General features: G+C 72.4%; 15 protein-coding genes. 6 read left to right on the top strand and 9 right to left on the bottom strand.

What is annotated here, in order from left to right:
- Positions 1 to 206 precede the first annotated feature (206 nt).
- The 3 genes from argS to ACODT5_RS40980 all read left to right on the top strand — a co-directional run bounded on the left by argS (position 207) and on the right by ACODT5_RS40980 (position 3,250).
- Complete coding sequence (argS, locus tag ACODT5_RS40990) at positions 207 to 1,994, top strand: arginine--tRNA ligase (protein WP_422524049.1); 1,788 nt, start codon at positions 207 to 209, stop codon at positions 1,992 to 1,994.
- A 192-nt stretch (positions 1,995 to 2,186) separates the two neighbouring features.
- A complete protein-coding gene (locus ACODT5_RS40985; protein ID WP_422525185.1) occupies positions 2,187 to 2,981 on the top strand; it encodes a VOC family protein in 795 nt (264 codons plus the stop codon).
- Between the two features lie 92 nt (positions 2,982 to 3,073).
- On the top strand, positions 3,074 to 3,250 hold the full coding sequence (locus ACODT5_RS40980; RefSeq protein WP_422524048.1) for an ATP-binding protein: 177 nt from the start codon (positions 3,074 to 3,076) through the stop codon (positions 3,248 to 3,250).
- Here ACODT5_RS40980 and ACODT5_RS40975 read toward each other — a convergent pair.
- Positions 3,228 to 3,992: a TetR/AcrR family transcriptional regulator gene (locus tag ACODT5_RS40975; protein WP_422524047.1), complete on the bottom strand. Its 765-nt coding sequence runs from the start codon at positions 3,990 to 3,992 to the stop codon at positions 3,228 to 3,230. The genes ACODT5_RS40980 and ACODT5_RS40975 overlap by 23 nt on opposite strands.
- 64 nt (positions 3,993 to 4,056) lie before the next feature.
- Here ACODT5_RS40975 and ACODT5_RS40970 point away from each other — a divergent pair, with 64 nt between their 5' ends.
- Together ACODT5_RS40970 and ACODT5_RS40965 are read left to right on the top strand one after the other, a co-directional pair.
- Positions 4,057 to 5,061: an ABC transporter ATP-binding protein gene (locus ACODT5_RS40970; protein WP_422524046.1), complete on the top strand. Its 1,005-nt coding sequence runs from the start codon at positions 4,057 to 4,059 to the stop codon at positions 5,059 to 5,061.
- A 41-nt stretch (positions 5,062 to 5,102) separates the two neighbouring features.
- Positions 5,103 to 5,867, top strand: coding sequence for an ABC transporter permease (locus ACODT5_RS40965; RefSeq protein WP_422525184.1), 765 nt, complete (start codon positions 5,103 to 5,105; stop codon positions 5,865 to 5,867).
- A gap of 83 nt (positions 5,868 to 5,950) precedes the next feature.
- Here the strand turns inward: ACODT5_RS40965 and ACODT5_RS40960 are convergent, their stop codons facing one another.
- Positions 5,951 to 6,223, bottom strand: a complete 273-nt coding sequence (locus ACODT5_RS40960; protein ID WP_422524045.1) for a DUF1876 domain-containing protein — start codon at positions 6,221 to 6,223, stop codon at positions 5,951 to 5,953.
- 99 nt (positions 6,224 to 6,322) lie between these two features.
- On the opposite strand from ACODT5_RS40960, the gene ACODT5_RS40955 reads away from it, so the two are divergent.
- Positions 6,323 to 6,898, top strand: a complete 576-nt coding sequence (locus tag ACODT5_RS40955; protein WP_422525183.1) for a MepB family protein — start codon at positions 6,323 to 6,325, stop codon at positions 6,896 to 6,898.
- A 196-nt stretch (positions 6,899 to 7,094) separates the two neighbouring features.
- Here ACODT5_RS40955 and hemB read toward each other — a convergent pair whose 3' ends face one another.
- The 7 genes from hemB to ACODT5_RS40920 form a co-directional block, all read right to left on the bottom strand.
- Positions 7,095 to 8,096 (bottom strand): porphobilinogen synthase, encoded by a 1,002-nt coding sequence (gene hemB, locus ACODT5_RS40950; protein ID WP_422524044.1) that lies wholly within the window; start codon positions 8,094 to 8,096, stop codon positions 7,095 to 7,097.
- A 43-nt stretch (positions 8,097 to 8,139) separates the two neighbouring features.
- Entirely contained in the window at positions 8,140 to 9,480 is a 1,341-nt protein-coding gene (locus tag ACODT5_RS40945; protein WP_422524043.1) for a HEAT repeat domain-containing protein, read from the bottom strand.
- 51 nt (positions 9,481 to 9,531) lie between these two features.
- Positions 9,532 to 10,827, bottom strand: coding sequence for a HEAT repeat domain-containing protein (locus ACODT5_RS40940; RefSeq protein ID WP_422524042.1), 1,296 nt, complete (start codon positions 10,825 to 10,827; stop codon positions 9,532 to 9,534).
- Between the two features lie 85 nt (positions 10,828 to 10,912).
- The gene (locus tag ACODT5_RS40935) at positions 10,913 to 12,580 is read right to left on the bottom strand and encodes a bifunctional uroporphyrinogen-III C-methyltransferase/uroporphyrinogen-III synthase (RefSeq protein WP_422524041.1); all 1,668 of its coding nucleotides are present in this window, start codon (positions 12,578 to 12,580) and stop codon (positions 10,913 to 10,915) included.
- Entirely contained in the window at positions 12,577 to 13,545 is a 969-nt protein-coding gene (gene hemC, locus ACODT5_RS40930; RefSeq protein WP_422524040.1) for a hydroxymethylbilane synthase, read from the bottom strand. Before hemC ends, ACODT5_RS40935 begins: the two co-directional genes overlap by 4 nt.
- Positions 13,542 to 15,398 carry a glutamyl-tRNA reductase gene (locus ACODT5_RS40925; protein WP_422524039.1) on the bottom strand — a complete coding sequence of 619 codons (1,857 nt, stop codon included), beginning with the start codon at positions 15,396 to 15,398 and terminating at the stop codon, positions 13,542 to 13,544. Before ACODT5_RS40925 ends, hemC begins: the two co-directional genes overlap by 4 nt.
- Entirely contained in the window at positions 15,395 to 16,213 is an 819-nt protein-coding gene (locus ACODT5_RS40920) for a redox-sensing transcriptional repressor Rex (RefSeq protein WP_243340123.1), read from the bottom strand. The genes ACODT5_RS40925 and ACODT5_RS40920 overlap by 4 nt, the downstream gene beginning before the upstream one ends.
- Between the last annotated feature and the right edge of the window lie 100 nt (positions 16,214 to 16,313).

The raw sequence follows: 16,313 nt of genomic DNA, 5'->3' as shown, positions 1-16,313 counted from the left end.
CTTCGTTCTCGAATGCTGGCTTCTCGCCATTCTCCCAGACGGAAGGGAGCGCTCTGCGGTTTATCGAGGGGGGTATCGGCGCCACCCGATCCCCCGTATATCCCGGGATGTGGACAGCCCCCGCGTGGGATACTCGGTCCTTGTCGGAAACCCCAATCGAAACCCCCAGTGCAAGCTCACGCACGACCTCACAGGAACGGCAGCTCATGGCCTCGGTCCCTTCCCTCGCTTCTTCCGTCAACCAGCGCGTCGCCGACGCACTCGCCTCCGCCCTGCCGGATGCCGGTGCGAGCGACCCGCTGCTGCGACGAAGCGACCGGGCCGACTTCCAGGCCAACGGCATCCTGGCGCTCGCGAAGAAGGCCAAGGCCAACCCGCGCGAGCTGGCGACGACCGTGGTCGAGGGCATCGACAGCGCCGGCCTGATCCAGGAGATCGAGGTCTCGGGTCCCGGCTTCCTCAACATCACCATCACCGACAGGGCGATCATCGAGACGCTGGCGGCCCGCGCCGCCGACGACCGTCTCGGCGTCCCGCTCGCCGCGAACCCCGGCACGACGGTGATCGACTACGCGCAGCCGAACGTGGCAAAGGAGATGCATGTAGGCCACCTGCGTTCCGCCGTGATCGGCGCGGCGATGGTGGAGATCCTGGAGTTCACCGGCGAGAAGGTGGTCCGCCGCCATCACATCGGCGACTGGGGCACCCAGTTCGGCATGCTCATCCAGTACCTGCTGGAGCACCCGCACGAGCTGGACCACAAGGCGGAGGACGGCGGTGAGGTCTCCGGTGAGGAGGCCATGTCCAACCTGAACCGCCTCTACAAGGCCTCGCGCACGCTCTTCGACTCCGACGAGGAGTTCAAGACGCGGGCCCGGGCCCGGGTGGTGGACCTCCAGGCGGGCGAGCCGGAGACCCTTGCCCTGTGGCAGCGGTTCGTGGACGAGTCGAAGATCTACTTCTACTCCGTCTTCAACAAGCTGGACATGGACATCCAGGACCCCGACGTCATCGGCGAGTCCGGCTACAACGACATGCTGGTGGAGACCTGCAAGCTGCTGGAGGACTCGGGCGTGGCCGTCCGTTCCAACGGCGCGCTCTGCGTGTTCTTCGACGACGTCAAGGGTCCGGACGGCAACCCGACCCCGCTGATCGTCCAGAAGTCCGACGGCGGTTTCGGCTACGCGGCGACCGACCTCTCGGCGATCCGCGACCGGGTGGGCACGCTGGGCGCGACCGAGCTGATCTACGTGGTCGACGCGCGGCAGTCCCTGCACTTCAAGATGGTCTTCGAGACGGCTCGCCGGGCGGGCTGGCTGAACAGCGAGGCCGAGGCCGAGGTCAAGGCCGTGCAGCTGGCCTTCGGCACCGTGCTGGGCAAGGACGGCAAGCCGTTCAAGACCCGTGAGGGCGAGACGGTGCGGCTGGTGGACCTGCTGGACGAGGCCGTCGAGCGGGCGACCGCGGTGGTCCGCGAGAAGGCGGAGAAGATCGGCCTGACCGAGGCGGAGATCGTCGAGAACGGCCAGTACGTGGGCATCGGCGCCGTGAAGTACGCGGACCTGTCCACCTCGGCCTCGCGCGACTACAAGTTCGACCTGGACCAGATGGTCTCGCTGACCGGTGACACGTCCGTGTACCTCCAGTACGCGTACGCCCGTATCAAGTCGATCCTGCGCAAGGCGGGCGACCGCAAGCCGGTGGCGCACCCGGAGCTGGAGCTGGCGCCGGCCGAGCGCGCGCTGGGTCTGCACCTGGACCACTTCGGCGAGCTCATCGGCGAGGCGGCCGCGGACCACGCCCCGCACAAGGTGGCGGCGTACCTCTACCAGCTGTCCTCGCTGTTCGCGACGTTCTACGAGCAGTGCCCGGTCGTGAAGCCCGAGCCCGAGCTGGTCGTCGGCGAGAACCGCCTGTTCCTGTGCGAGCTGACCGCCCGCACCCTCAGCAAGGGCATGTCCCTCCTGGGCATCCGCACCCCCGAGAAGCTCTGACACCGGCTCTGCCCCCAGGGCTACGGCGCACCGGCGGCCCCCGTCTCCCCCATCGGGAGGCGGGGGCCGCCGCGTTCCCCACGACCGCCCGACCCCGGTTCACCCGTACGGTCCGATTCCGGCCATGTCTGCCGGGTAGGGGACGGGCCGTCCATCCCCTTCCCACCCCCCACGGAGGGCCCCGTGCCCGACATGAACGGCCCCTACAAGCCCGGCACCCCCTGCTGGATCGACCTGATGGTTCCCGACCAGCAGGCCGCCATCGACTTCTACGCCGACCTGTTCGGCTGGCAGGGCGAGATCGGCCCGCCCGAGACCGGCGGGTACTCCGTCTGCACCCTCAAGGGCAAGCCCGTCGCCGGGATCATGAAGGCGATGAACCCGGACGGCACGACCCCCGATCCGATGCCCCCGACCGTGTGGACCACGTACCTGGCCACGGACTCCCTCGACTCCACCCTCAAGTCCGTCACCGACGCGGGCGGCACGGTCATGATGGGCGCGATGGAGGTCATGGACCTGGGGCGGATGGCCGTCATCGTCGACCCGACCGGCGCCGTCGTCGGCCTGTGGCAGGCGGGCACCTTCGACGGAGCGGGCATCGTCAACGAGCACGGCGCCCTCATCTGGAACGAGCTGAGCACCGGTGACGTCCCCGCCGCGTCCGCGTTCTACAGCTCCGTCCTGCCGGTCACCACGACCCTGTCCGAGATGCCGGAGGCCGCCGGGTACACGGAGTTCCAGGTCGGCGGCCGCGCGGTGGCCGGAATGATGGACCTCGGCAACCTCCCGCCGGGCACCCCGCCGAACTGGATCCCGTACTTCAGCGCCGACGACGTCGACGAGATCCAGGCCGCCGCCACCCGCGCCGGCGCCTCCGTCATGGCCCCGGCCTTCGACATGGCGGCCGGCCGCATGGCCGTCCTGGCCGACCCGCAGGGCGCCGCCTTCGCGGTGATCAAGGCCCGCCCGGAGATCGTCGACTGACGGACACGCACCCGAGTACGCCAAGTACGCGGCGGGGCCCGCAGGGAACGTTTCCCCTGCGGGCCCCGCCCTTTGATTGTCCGTACCGGGCTTTGCTTCCGGACAACCCGCACTCCCCGTGCACCGCCGAGAAGGCGCTCGAGGCGGCCGGGTCCATCGGCTACCCGGTGGTGCTCAAGCCGCGCGGCATGGGCGCCGGCATCGGTGTCGTCCTCGCCGCGGACGCCGCGGAGGTCTGGGCCACCCTCACGGAGTGGACCGCTCGCTGATCAGCGCGGCCAGGCCGTCCAGGATGCGGTCCAGGCCGAAGCGGAACTGGAAGTCCGGCTCGTCCGCGCCCGTGAACGCGTCGGATTCCAGCAGGCGCGTCACCGCCGGGTGGGTCTCCGGGGCGGTCATCAGCCGCAGGGTGCGTACGTACCGGCCCAGTACCTGGTCCGGTGAGACGCCGGACTTCACGATGGCGGCGATCATGTCCGCGACCATCGTCGCCTCGTTGCGGACCAGACCGCCGATGAGGATGATCGCCGAGACCTTCTCGCCCTCCCTCAGGGCGGTCCCGGCCATCGCCGCGAGCCCGCGTTCCATCCAGGCGAGCTGGTTCGGGCTGACCGGCGCGCCGGTGAGCGGGATGCGCACGATCCAGGAGTTCGCCATCAGGACGGACCGCTGCGCGTACGCCCACTCCGACAGCAGCTCCCGCCAGCCCCGCCCCTCCCCGCCGGACGGTTCCGGCGGGGTGCCCACGCCGGCATCGGCCATCAGGATGTAGAGCTCTTCCTTCGCCGTGACGTACCGGTAGAGGGACATCGTCGAGGCGCCCAGCTCCTTGGCCACCCGGCCCATGGAGACGGCGTCCATCCCCTCCGTGGCGGCCAGCGCCACCGCCGCGTCCACGATCCGCTGGAGCGTGAGGGTGGGGCGCGGGCCCTTGCCGGGACGTTCGCGCAAGCCCCAGGCCATGGCCAGGCTCGCCGGGAGCCCGGTGCCGTCGTCTTCTTCTTCCGCCATCGCCGCTCCCTCCCCTCGTCATGAGTCGTTGACGCACATCCTAGTTCTGTGTATTACTTACGCAATGGCGCGTAACCCATACGCAGAACGCAGATCGGAGTCCGCCGTGGACGACCTCGGCATCCACGCCACCGCCCTGACCAAGTCCTACGGCGCCCTGCGCGTCCTCGACGGCATCGACCTCGCCGTCCCGCGCGGCAGCGTCCTCGCCCTCCTCGGCCCCAACGGCGCCGGGAAGACCACCACCGTCCGGATCCTCGCCACCCTCACCGAGCCCGACTCCGGCACCGCGCGGGTCGCGGGCCACGACACCGCGTCCGCGCGGGCCCTCGTACGCCGCTCCATCAGCCTCACCGGGCAGTCCGCGGCCGTCGACGGGCTCCAGACCGGCGCCGAGACCCTCCGCATGATGGGCCGGCTCCGCGGCATGCGGCCGCACGCCGCCCGGGCCCGCGCCGACGAACTCCTCGACCGCTTCGGGCTCACCGAGGCCGGCGGACGCACCGCGAAGAGCTACTCGGGCGGCATGCGCCGACGCCTCGACCTCGCCGCGAGCCTGGTCTCCCGGCCCGAAGTGATCTTCCTGGACGAGCCGACCTCCGGGCTCGACCCGCGCAGCCGCCAGGACCTGTGGGAACTCGTACGGGAACTGCGCGCCGACGGCACGAGCGTGCTGCTCACCACCCAGTACCTGGAGGAGGCCGACCGGCTCGCCGACCGCGTGGCCGTCCTGGCCGGCGGGCGGATCGCCGCCGAAGGCACCCCCGCGGAGCTCAAGTCCCGCGTGTCGGGCCACCGCCTCGACCTGACCCTCGCCAGCCGGGCCGCCTACGACGCCCTGAGCCCGCGCGCGCTCCGCCTCTCGGCGGGGGAACCGACGGCCGTGGCGGAAGGCCTCACCCTCGCACCGCAGGAGCTCGGCCTCAGCCTGCCCACCGACGGCAGCGCCGCCCACGTCCGGTCCCTGCTCGACGAACTCGACCCGGACCGCACGGCCGTGGACCGCTTCTCGGTCCGCGGCGCCACCCTCGACGACGTGTTCCTCACCCTGACGGGAGCCGCACCGTGACAACCTCCGCACCCACCGCAGCCGCAACGGCCGCAACGGCCATCGCGACCCGCCCCGGGATCATCGTGGCGGCCCACACCCTCACCGGGCGCAGCCTGCGCATCAGCAGCCGCCAACCGGACGTCCTGATCACGGCGTTGATGCTGCCGGTCATGCTGATGCTCATCTTCGTCTACTTCTTCGGCGGAGCCATCGACACCGGGACGACCTACGTGACCTACGTGGTCCCGGGAGCGATGCTGCTCTGCGCCGGCTTCGGCGCGGCGAGCACCGCCGTCAGCGTCGCCACCGACATGAAGGAAGGCGTGATCGACCGCTTCCGGTCCCTGGACATCGGCGGCGTCCCGATCCTGGCCGGGCACGTCGCGGCCTCGGTCCTGCGCAACCTCGTGTCCACCGGCCTGGTCCTGACCGTCGCCCTCGCCATCGGCTTCCGCCCCCAGGCCTCCCTGCGCGGCTACCTGGCCGCGGCCGCGCTCCTGGTCGCGTACATCACCGCGATCTCGTGGCTGGCCGCAACGCTCGGGCTGCTCGCCAGCACACCGGAGGCGGCGGGCGGCTTCACGTTCCTGATGATGTTCCTGCCGTACCCGTCCAGCGCGTTCGTCCCCATCGACACCATGCCCGGCTGGCTCCACGGCTTCGCCGACCACCAGCCGCTGACCCCGGTGATCGAGTCCCTCCGGTCCCTGCTCCTGGCCCAGCCGGCGGGCGACGCCCCCTGGGTGGCCCTGGCCTGGTGCGCGGCCATCGGCGCGGTGTCCGTGACCCTGGCGGCCTTCGTCTTCGACCGCCGGACACGGTAGGTGCGGTAGGTGCGGTTGGTGCGGTAGGCACCACCGAGGCCCGTCCGTGGGCACGGACGGGCCTCGACAGCAGGCTCCGTACGTCAGTGAGTCAGCGGATACGAGTGCCGACCCGTCGCCGCGTCGATCTCCGAGTGGGCCTTCTGCAACATCTGGGACGCGATGTCCATGAGCGCGCGAGCGCCCGCGATCTCTTCCCCGACCCTCAACTGCTCAGGATCGGAAGGATGACGCATGGCGTAGCCGTGCGCCCGTACCTCGGAGCCGTCCCCGAGTCTGACCAGGGCCGCCGCACTGGTGCGGTGGCCCTCCTCGGTGAATTCGAGCTCCACATGCCACCCGACGAGCGTGGACATGATCCATCACCTCCAGGGGGTCACCCTGCTCCCAGGATGCGCCCCACCGCAGGCGTACGCGAACGGGAGCGGCCGGGTCCGGGTGACAAGCTGGGCCTCATGCCGACGCCCCCCGCGCACCCGCCCGGTACCCAAGGTCCCGACGCCGTCCACGGCGATCTCCTCGCGGCGAAGGCCCTCGTCTACGATCCCTGCGGATTCACCGTCTCGCAGCCGGTCCCCGAGCCCGAGAGCGCCGATTACGCCGCCCACGCGTTCACCCTCGACGGGCTCCGCGTCCGGTTCCGCGCGGCCAGGACGACGCCCACCAAGGCCGGCCAGTTCGTCACCCTCTGGCAGCGGTCCGCCCCGGGCGGGCCCATCCGGCCCTTCGACACCGCCGACCCCGTCGACCTCTTCGTGGTCGGCTCCCACGAAGGCGACCACTTCGGCCAGTTCGTGTTCTCCCCGGAGGCGCTGCGGCGCCGCGGTGTCGTATCGGCGCAGGGCTCGGGCGGGAAGCGGGCCTTCCGCGTCTACCCGCCCTGGGTGACCACCACCAACCGCCAGGCCGGCACCGCCCAGGCCTGGCAGCTGGCCCACTTCCTGCACCTGCCCGCGCCCGCGCGCCCGGCCCCGGGCGGGCCTGTCGACCTGGCCCGCGCCCGGGAGCTCTACCTCTCCCCCGCCGGCTAGGCCGTCTCTTTCGGATCTTGTCGGTCAGGTCCGCGTCGTCCGGTGCCGTGCCTCGCCGTGCTGCCGGGGCTCCCGCGTACTGGACGTACTCGGGCGCCCCGGCAGCGCGGCGAGGTGCGGTGCCGGGCGGCGCGGGCCCGGCAAGATCCGAAAGAGACGGCCTAGGACCAGCCCCACCCGCCCACCGCGGTCGGCGTCAGCGCTCCGCCCGCAGCCAGCCCGCGACCTCCGTCGCCCAGTACGTCAGGATCGTGTCCGCGCCCGCCCGCTTGATGCCGAGCAGGGTCTCCAGGATCGCCCGGTCGCGCTCGATCCAGCCCTTCTCCGCCGCCGCCTCGATCATCGCGAACTCGCCGCTGATCTGGTACGCCGCCACCGGTACGTCCACCGACTGCGCGACCCGGTACAGGATGTCCAGGTAGGGGCCGGCCGGCTTGACCATCACCATGTCGGCGCCCTCCTCCAGGTCGAGGGCGAGCTCGCGCAGCGACTCCCGGGCGTTCGCCGGGTCCTGCTGGTAGCTCTTGCGGTCGCCCTGGAGCGAGGAGGCGACGGCCTCGCGGAAGGGACCGTAGAAGGCTGACGAGTACTTCGCCGTGTACGCGAGGATCGAGACGTCCTCGTGGCCCGTCTCGTCCAGCGCGTCGCGGATGACGCCGACCTGGCCGTCCATCATCCCGCTCGGCCCCACCACGTGGACGCCCGCGTCGGCCTGGACCTGCGCCATCTCCGCGTAGCGCTCCAGCGTCGCGTCGTTGTCCACGCGGCCGTTCTCGTCCAGCACCCCGCAGTGCCCGTGGTCGGTGTACTCGTCCAGGCACAGGTCGGACATGATCACCAGATCGTCGCCCACCTCCGCCTTCACGTCGCGGATCGCGACCTGGAGGATCCCGTCCGGCTCGGTGCCCGCCGTGCCCCGCGCGTCCTTGTTCTCGTCGGCCGGAACACCGAAGAGCATGATCCCCGAGACCCCCGCCTCGACCGCCTCCACCGCGGCCTTCCGCAGCGTGTCCCGGGTGTGCTGGACCACGCCCGGCATCGCCGAGATGGCGAGCGGCTCGCTGATGCCCTCCCGGACGAACGCCGGGAGGATCAGGTCCGAGGGGTGCAGCCGGTACTCCGCGACCATCCGCCGCATCGCCGGGGTGGTGCGCAGCCTGCGGGGCCGCGAGCCGGGGAAGGATCCGTACGTGCTCATCTTCTAGTCGCCTCTTCGAGCTTCGACAGCAGTCGGGACCAGCCTAGAGCCCGGCCCCGGCAGGGCGGTTGCGCACCTCCCAGGCCCACAGGGCGTTCGCCCGGTGGTCGGGCGAGAAGAGCGGGCCGATCTCCTGCACCCTCTCGTACGCCCGCTGGGTGTCCGGATGGTCCCGCAGGGCCAGGCCGTAGGCGCCGATCATCCGTGTCAGCCAGTCGTCCACGTCCAGGAGCGACAGCAGCAGCTCCGTGGCGTCGGCCGTGCGGTCGCCGGACTCCGCCATGCTGTCCGCGGCCGCTTGCCGCATCGGGCTCCGCGGGTCCCGGACCAGGTCGCGGACCACGCCCCGCAGGGCGTCCACGTCCTCACCCTCCCCCACCCTCAGCAGGCCCTGCACCGCCCCGAACCGCACCGCGTCGTCGGGGTCGCCCGCCAGGACGCGCAGGGCCTCGCGCTCCGCGGCCGCCCCGATCCACAGGCACTCCACCGCCTGTACGCGCACCCGGGGATCGGGATGGCCGGCGCACCGCAGGGCGATGGCTCCCAGCCGCGGGTGTTCCACGTCGCCCGCGTTGAGGGCCATCAGCACGGCCTCCAGCACCACCGGATCCGTCTCCAGGTCGGCCCAGCCCGCGAGGATCTCCAGGTCCTCCTCGTGGTGCGGGTACGCAGCCACGTGCTGCATGCTCCACAGCCAGTCCGCGGCGAACAACCGCAGACCGGCGGACGGATGGCCGCGCAGGGCGGTCACCGTCTCCCGGGTGCCCCCGGCGAAGCGCTCGCCCAGCAGGGACCGGGACGCTGCCCAGTCCACGTGGAAGGGGTCCGGGTGCCGCACGGCACGCTCCACCAGCTCCTCCGGCGGCGTCATGATGCCGAACACCCGCTCCAGGGTGGTCAGTACGGCGCCGTGCCCCGCACGCACCGTCAGCCCGCCGAGCGCGATCTGCTCGACCTGGCACCACTCTTCCTCGACCGACGAGACGTCCGCCGGCCCCGCCGCCCCCGTCAGCCGCCGCAGCTCCGCCTCCGCGCCCGCCCCGTACCAGCGCCGGGCCGCGTCCAGCAGCCGTGCCCGCTCCGCCTCCGGCAGCCGCTCCCCCGGATCGGGCAGGTCCCGGGACCACAGCAGCGCGCCGACCATCGCCCGGGAGCCGCTCTCGACGGCCCGCAGCAGCGGGGTCGTACCGTCGGGCAGCACCCGGTCCGGGTCCGCACCGGCCTCCACCAGCACCCCGGCGGCCTCGTACGCGAACGCCGCCACGGCCGCGCACAGCGGCGGCAGTCCGTCGCCGTCCGGGGCCTCCGGATCCGCGCCGCCCTCCAGCAGCGTTCGTACCGCCTCCGTGTCGCCCGCCCGTACCGCTTCCCCCAGTGCCGTCATGCCCGGAACATGCCACAGGGCCGGGGAACACACCACGCGATTAAGGGTGCGCTACGAAGGGTCGGGTTCGCGGTCGGGCCGGTTCCGCCACTTCCACCGCCACAGCCCGTCCGCCCGGTAGTCGTGCTCGTACTCGGGGCCCAGCGGCCCGACCTTCGCATAGGCCTCCGGGGTGCGCGGGTCGTCCCGTACCGCCAGGCACTGGGCCGCGCCCAGCCGGACCTCCTGATCGTCCGAGTCGAGGCACCGCACCAGCAGCTCGGCGACCTCCGGCACACCGCGGGTGACGGACCCGAGGCCGCGCAGGGTCCGGCGCACGACCTCCGGGTCCGGATCCCCCAGCAGGTCCGGCAGCAGCGCCAGGTCCTCAGCCTCCGGATCCTCGCCGGCCAGCACCCCTGCGGCCTCGGCCCGCACCTCGCCGTTCTCGTCGCGGCACAGCACCCGCAGCGCCCGCCGCACCTCCGGGGACAGCACCCGCGTCGCGGCCTCGGACGGCCACCAGTTGAAGAGGCCCGGCACCCGGCGCCGCACCCCCGGGTCGGGATGCCCGGCGCGCCGCAGGCCGATGGCCTCCCGGGCGGGCACCTCCGCCTCGCCCAGGGCCTCCAGAACCCCGCCCAGTACGTCCGCGTCGGTCTCCTCGGCCTCCCACTCGACGAGGATCCGGTTGCTCTCCTTCTCGTACCAGCCCGCGTGCGCGGTCTCGGGCCACCCCCACATCCGGCGCCGGACCACGTCGACCACGAAGGCCCGGCGCAGCGGATCCGGATCGTGCCGGAAGGCCACCGCCTGGCCCCAAGTCTGCGCGCTGACACGGCTGTTCAGGACGTACAGCGCCGCGTTCCGGTCCACGTGGTCCGCCCTCGGGGACCGGACCCCGCGGGCCACCAGCTCCGCCACCGGCGCCAGGATGCGGAACGCCCACTCCAGATCGGTCAGGACCGCGCCGTGTCCGGCCCGTACGCGCCGCCCTCCGAGGGTGATCTCGGGGACGGTCTCGTACTCCGAGTCCGTCACCCACGCGACGTCCGCCGGGCCCGCCACCCCCGTCAGCCGCCGCAGCTCCGCCTCCGCGCCCTCCTCGTACCACCGCCGGGCCGCGTCCAGCAGCCGGCCGTGCTCCGCCTCGGGCAGCCGCCGGCGGGCGTCGTGGCCGAGCAGCGCCGTCACCATCGCCGGGGAGCCACCCTCGACGGCCCGCAGCAGCGGGGTCGACCCGTCGGGCAGCACCCGGTCGGGGTCCGCGCCGGCCTCCACCAGCGCCTCGGCCGCCTCCTGGTCGTACGCCGCCACGGCCGCGCACAGCGCGGCCACCGCCTCATCGGGATCCGTGGGTTCCGTCACGGCCCGAACATGCCACAGGGCCCGGATGCACACCGCACCCGGGCCCTGCCACGTAACACCGCTAAGGCGGCCGCTAAGGCGGCCATCAGGTCGTACGGCGCCTGCGCGCCCCCGGCCGCCGCTCGCTCGGCCGGTACACGTTCTCCCCGGCCTCCTTCGCGGCCTCGCGGCGCGCTGCCCCGTACTCCGCCAGGGCCTCCGCCAGCTTGCCCACGCTCGGCTCCGGCGACAGCACGTCGACGCGGAGCCCGTGCTCCTCCGCCGTCTTGGCCGTGGCCGGGCCGATGCACGCGATGACGGTGACGTTGTGCGGCTTGCCGGCGATGCCGACGAGGTTGCGCACGGTGCTCGACGACGTGAAGAGAACGGCGTCGAAGCCGCCGCCCTTGATCGCCTCACGCGTGTCCTGCGGCGGCGGCGAAGCGCGCACGGTCCGGTAGGCGGTGACGTCGTCGACCTCCCACCCGAGCTCGATCAGCCCGGCGACCAGGGTCTCGGTGGCGATGTCGGCGCGCGGCAGGAAGACGCGGTCGATCGGGTCGAAGACCGGGTCGTACGGCGGCCAGTCCTCCAGCAGTCCGGCCGCGGACTGCTCGCCGCTGGGCACGAGGTCGGGCTTGACGCCGAACTCCACCAGCGCGGCGGCGGTCTGCTCGCCGACGGCGGCGACCTTGATGCCGGCGAAGGCACGGGCGTCGAGCCCGTACTCCTCGAACTTCTCGCGCACGGCCTTGACCGCGTTCACCGAGGTGAAGGCGATCCACTCGTAGCGGCCCGTCACGAGCCCCTTGACCGCCCGCTCCATCTGCTGCGGGGTGCGCGGCGGCTCCACGGCGATGGTCGGCACCTCGTGCGGCACCGCGCCGTACGAACGGAGCTGGTCGGAGAGCGAGGCTGCCTGTTCCTTGGTGCGCGGGACGAGCACGCGCCAGCCGAACAGCGGCTTCGACTCGAACCAGGACAGTTCCTCGCGGCGCGCGACGGCGCCGTGCTCCCCGACCACGGCTATGACGGACCGCGCGCCTTCCGGCGAGGGGAGGATCTTGCCCTGCTTGAACACCTGGGCGATGGTCCCGAGCGTCGCGCTCCACGTCCGCTGGCGGGTCGTCGTACCGGCCACGGTCACGGTGAGCGGGGTGTCGGGCTTGCGCCCGGCACCGATCAGCTCGGCCGCCGCCGCCGAGACGGTCTCCAGCGTCGCGGAGACGACGAGGATGCCGTCGCTGGCGCCCACCTCGGTCCAGCAGCGCGCGGAGGCGGTCCGCGCGTTCACGAACCGCACGTCCGCACCCTGCTTGCCGGCCAGCGGAACACCGGCGTACGCGGGCACGCCGACGGCGGTCGCGACGCCGGGGACGACCTCGAAGGGGATGCCGCCGGTGGCGCAGGCGAGCATCTCCTCGGCCGCGTTCCCGTCGAGCCCGGGGTCGCCGGTGACGGCACGGACGACCCGCCTGCCGGAGCGCGCGGCCTCCATGACAAGATTGGCGGCATCCCGGATGACCGGGACTCCGGCGGCTGCTGACTTCTCGTCAGCAATCGTCAGCTGTGGCGTGTCCACCCCCGCGCGCGCATGCGTACGTACGACCTCGAGCACCTCGGGCTCCGCGATCAGTACGTCCGCGGCGGCCAGGGCCTCCACGGCGCGAAGCGTCAGCAGTCCCGGATCGCCGGGGCCGGCACCGAGGAAGGTGACGTGCCCCTGGGCGGCGGCGGACGCAAACGCGGAGGTGGTTGGGCTTGTGGGGTTCAAAGCGACCGCTCCCCCATCAGACCGGCTGCGCCCTTGGCCAGCATCTCGTCCGCGAGTTCGCGGCCGAGCGCCATGGCCTCGTCGTACGACTGGGGCACGGGACCGGTGGTGGACAGCTGCACCAGCGTGGAACCGTCGAGGGTTCCCACGACTCCCCGCAGGCGCATCTCATTGACAATCTGCCCGTCGGCCAACAGGTCGGCGAGCGCGCCCACGGGGGCACTGCAGCCGGCCTCCAGGGCACCGAGCAGGGCGCGTTCGGCGGTCACGGCGGCCCGGGTGTACGGGTCGTCGAGCTCGGCGAGCGCGGAAATCAGGTCCGTGTCGGACGCCAGGCACTCCACGGCCAGGGCACCCTGGCCCGGTGCGGGCAGCATGTTGTCCACGGAGATCAGGTCGGTGGCCTCGTCGCCGCGGCCGATCCGGTTGAGCCCGGCGGCGGCGAGCACGACCGCATCGAGCTCGCCGTCCCGCACGAACCCGATCCGGGTATCGACGTTCCCGCGGATGGCGACGGTCTCGATGACCTTCCCCAGCGACTTGGCATAGGCATGCAGCTGCGACCTGCGCCGCGGCGAGCCGGTGCCGATGCGCGCACCGTCGGGCAGCTGCTCGAAGGTCAGGCCGTCGCGGGCGACGAGCGCGTCGCGCGGGTCCTCGCGCTGCGGCATGGCCGCGATGACGAGGTCGTCGGGCTGCGTGGTGGGCAGGTCCTTCAGCGAGTGCACGGCGAAGTCGACTTCACCGCGCACCAGGGCCTCGCGCAGGGCGGTGACGAAGACGCCGGTGCCGCCGATCTGCGAGAGGCTCTCGCGGGACACGTCACCGTAGGTCGTGATCTCCACGAGCTCGACGGGCCGGCCGGTGATCGCCCGTACCGCCTCGGCGACATGCCCGGACTGGGACATGGCCAGCTTGCTGCGCCGCGTGCCGAGCCGGAGCGGCTGGTCGAGACGTGGATTCATGATGCCCGTCCTGAGTCGTGGTTCTTGTCAGCCTCGTCGGCCCGGCTGACGGAGGCCACCGTCTGCGGGTCGAGATCGAAGAGTTCGCGCAGCGCCTCGGCGTACCCGGCGCCGCCGGGCTCGCTCGCGAGCTGCTTGACGCGCACGGTGGGCGCGTGGAGGAGCTTGTCGACGACGCGCCGCACGGTCTGAGTGACCTCGGCCCGCTGCCGCTCGTCGAGATCGGGCACCCGCCCGTCGAGCCGTGCCACTTCCATGGCGACGACCTCGGCGGCCATGGCGCGCAGGGCGACCACGGTGGGCGTGATGTGCGCGGCCCGCTGAGCGGCCCCGAAGGCGGCCACTTCCGCGGCCACTATCGCGCGTACGGCGTCGACATCGGCGGCCATGGGCGCATCGGCGCTCGCCTCTGCCAGCGACTCGATGTCGACGAGCCGGACCCCCGGGATCCGGTGCACGGCGGCGTCGATGTCACGCGGCATGGCCAGGTCGAGCAGCGCGAGCCGTACGGGCGCGCCGTCCTGGCTCCGTACGGTCTTACGAGGCTGCCGCTGTGCGGCGGCCTCGCCCTGGTCGGCCCAGGTCCCGTGCAGCTCGAGCGACCCGGCGTCCACCCCGGCCAGCGCGGCCCGCCCATCGGCGGTCCGCCCCGGATCGGAAGCCAGCGCCTCGAGCCCCACAGGACACCCGTCCCGCTCCTCGACGACCACCTTGCTCCGCACGGCCCCGGCATCGGCGAGCCTGCGCCCACCGGCAGAAGCAGCGGCAAGCCGCGCGACGAGCTCGGCGTCAGCCAAGTCCAGGCGCACGGGCGACTGCGCCTCAGCCAAATCCAGCCCCGCCGGCGTCGCAGCACCATCCAGCCCCGCCGACGTCGCAGCACCATCCAGCCCCGCCGGCGTTTGAGGCGCAGGGGTCCGGGGACTGGTCCCCGGCAACGGCGCCGCACCCGGCATCGGGTCCGGGGCAAAGCCCCGGGGAACGGTGGAAGGGCGGGTAGGGGACAGCCCCGCAGGGCTCTCCTCCATGGCCGCACCCACGTCATCCCCGGTCAGCACCAGCCCAGTGGCCCCCGTACAGGACACGACGACATCAACCCGAGCCAGCTCACCCGCAACCGCGGACATCGCAATGGCCGAAGCCGCAACCCCGGTGCCCGAGGCAACCAGAATCTCGGCCAACCGCTCCGCCCGCTCGGCGGTCCGGTTGGCGACCACGACCTCGGCGACACCGACCCGCGCCAACGTCGCCGCAGCCAGCGAAGACATCGACCCGGCCCCGATGACGAGCGCCCGCTTCCCCGCGGCCCACTCCTCCACCGGCACCCGCACGGCGAGCTGCTCCAGCCCGAAGGTCACCAGCGACTGCCCCGCCCGGTCGATCCCGGTCTCGGAGTGCGCCCGCTTCCCGACCCGCAACGCCTGCTGGAACAAATCATTGATCAGCCGCCCCGCGGTGTGGAGCTCCTGCCCCAGCGCCAGCGCGTCCTTGATCTGCCCGAGGATCTGCCCCTCGCCGACGACCATCGAGTCCAGCCCGCAAGCCACCGAGAACAGGTGGTGGACGGCCCGGTCCTCGTAGTGCACGTACAGATAAGGAGTGAGCTCCTCCAGCGCGACACCACTGTGCTGCGCCAGCAGCGTCGACAGCTCGGCGACACCCGCGTGGAACTTGTCCACGTCGGCGTACAGCTCGATCCGGTTGCAGGTGGCGAGGACCGCCGCCTCCGCCGCCGGCTCCGCGGCCAGCGTGTCGTGCAGCAGTTTGACCTTGGCATCGGCGGCCAGCGAAGCGCGCTCCAGCACGCTCACGGGCGCGCTGCGATGGCTCAGCCCAACGACGAGCAGACTCATGCCGGCATCACCGCCGGGACGTCCCCTTCGGGGCCGCCCTTGCGTGCGACGGCGGCGGCGCGCCCGGCGGGCGGCACGACGGCGGCGGCCGGGGCCGCCCCGGTGCCGGTGCCCGCGGCGGGGCCGCCGGCGGCGGCCTGGGCCGCGGCTTCCTCGCCGGCCTTGCGCTGCTCGTGGAAGGCCAGGATCTGGAGCTCGATCGACAGGTCGACCTTGCGCACGTCGACGCCCTCGGGCACGGACAGCACGGTGGGCGCGAAGTTCAGAATGGAAGTCACCCCGGCGGCGATGAGCCGCTCGCTGACCTGCTGGGCGGCCCCCGCCGGGGTCGCGATGACCCCGATCGAGACGCCGTTCTCCTCGATGATCTTCTCCAGCTCATCGGTGTGCTGCACGGGCATGCCCGCCACCGGCTTGCCGGCCATGGCCGGGTCGGCGTCGATGAGCGCGGCCACGCGGAAACCGCGCGAGGCGAAGCCGCCGTAGTTGGCCAGGGCGGCGCCGAGGTTACCGATGCCGACGATGACGACCGGCCAGTCCTGGGTCAGCCCGAGCTCGCGGGAGATCTGGTAGACGAGGTACTCCACGTCGTAGCCGACCCCGCGGGTCCCGTAGGAGCCGAGGTAGGAGAAGTCCTTGCGGAGCTTCGCGGAGTTGACTCCGGCGGCCGCGGCCAGCTCCTCGGAGGACACCGTGGGCACCGATCGCTCGGAGAGCGCGGTGAGGGCACGCAAGTACAGCGGAAGCCGGGCGACAGTGGCCTCGGGAATACCTCGGCTGCGGGTCGCCGGTCGGTGAGTTCGGCCAGTTGCCACGATGCTCCTGCGGGATGAGCGGGGCTGCAGGTGGCCACTTGTCCCAGGACCACCCCGTCGAATGCAGGCTATGTCTTTGTGAACGCGTGCACAAAGATTG

The organism is Streptomyces tatrensis (assembly GCF_049310065.1).
Lineage (GTDB): Bacteria > Actinomycetota > Actinomycetes > Streptomycetales > Streptomycetaceae > Streptomyces.
The sequence above is the reverse complement of the archived record's forward strand: the minus strand, read 5'-3'. Positions and strand labels throughout refer to the sequence as shown.

What these genes read in the sequence shown, in the direction of transcription:
- argS (WP_422524049.1), top strand. Translation starts at nt 207, where the DNA reads ATGGCCTCGGTCCCTTCCCTCGCTTCTTCCGTCAACCAGCGCGTCGCC.
- ACODT5_RS40985 (WP_422525185.1), top strand. Translation starts at nt 2,187, where the DNA reads ATGAACGGCCCCTACAAGCCCGGCACCCCCTGCTGGATCGACCTGATG.
- ACODT5_RS40975 (WP_422524047.1), bottom strand. Translation starts at nt 3,992, where the DNA reads ATGGCGGAAGAAGAAGACGACGGCACCGGGCTCCCGGCGAGCCTGGCC.
- ACODT5_RS40970 (WP_422524046.1), top strand. Translation starts at nt 4,057, where the DNA reads ATGGCGCGTAACCCATACGCAGAACGCAGATCGGAGTCCGCCGTGGAC.
- ACODT5_RS40960 (WP_422524045.1), bottom strand. Translation starts at nt 6,223, where the DNA reads ATGTCCACGCTCGTCGGGTGGCATGTGGAGCTCGAATTCACCGAGGAG.
- ACODT5_RS40955 (WP_422525183.1), top strand. Translation starts at nt 6,323, where the DNA reads ATGCCGACGCCCCCCGCGCACCCGCCCGGTACCCAAGGTCCCGACGCC.
- hemB (WP_422524044.1), bottom strand. Translation starts at nt 8,096, where the DNA reads ATGAGCACGTACGGATCCTTCCCCGGCTCGCGGCCCCGCAGGCTGCGC.
- ACODT5_RS40945 (WP_422524043.1), bottom strand. Translation starts at nt 9,480, where the DNA reads ATGACGGCACTGGGGGAAGCGGTACGGGCGGGCGACACGGAGGCGGTA.
- hemC (WP_422524040.1), bottom strand. Translation starts at nt 13,545, where the DNA reads ATGAATCCACGTCTCGACCAGCCGCTCCGGCTCGGCACGCGGCGCAGC.
- ACODT5_RS40925 (WP_422524039.1), bottom strand. Translation starts at nt 15,398, where the DNA reads ATGAGTCTGCTCGTCGTTGGGCTGAGCCATCGCAGCGCGCCCGTGAGC.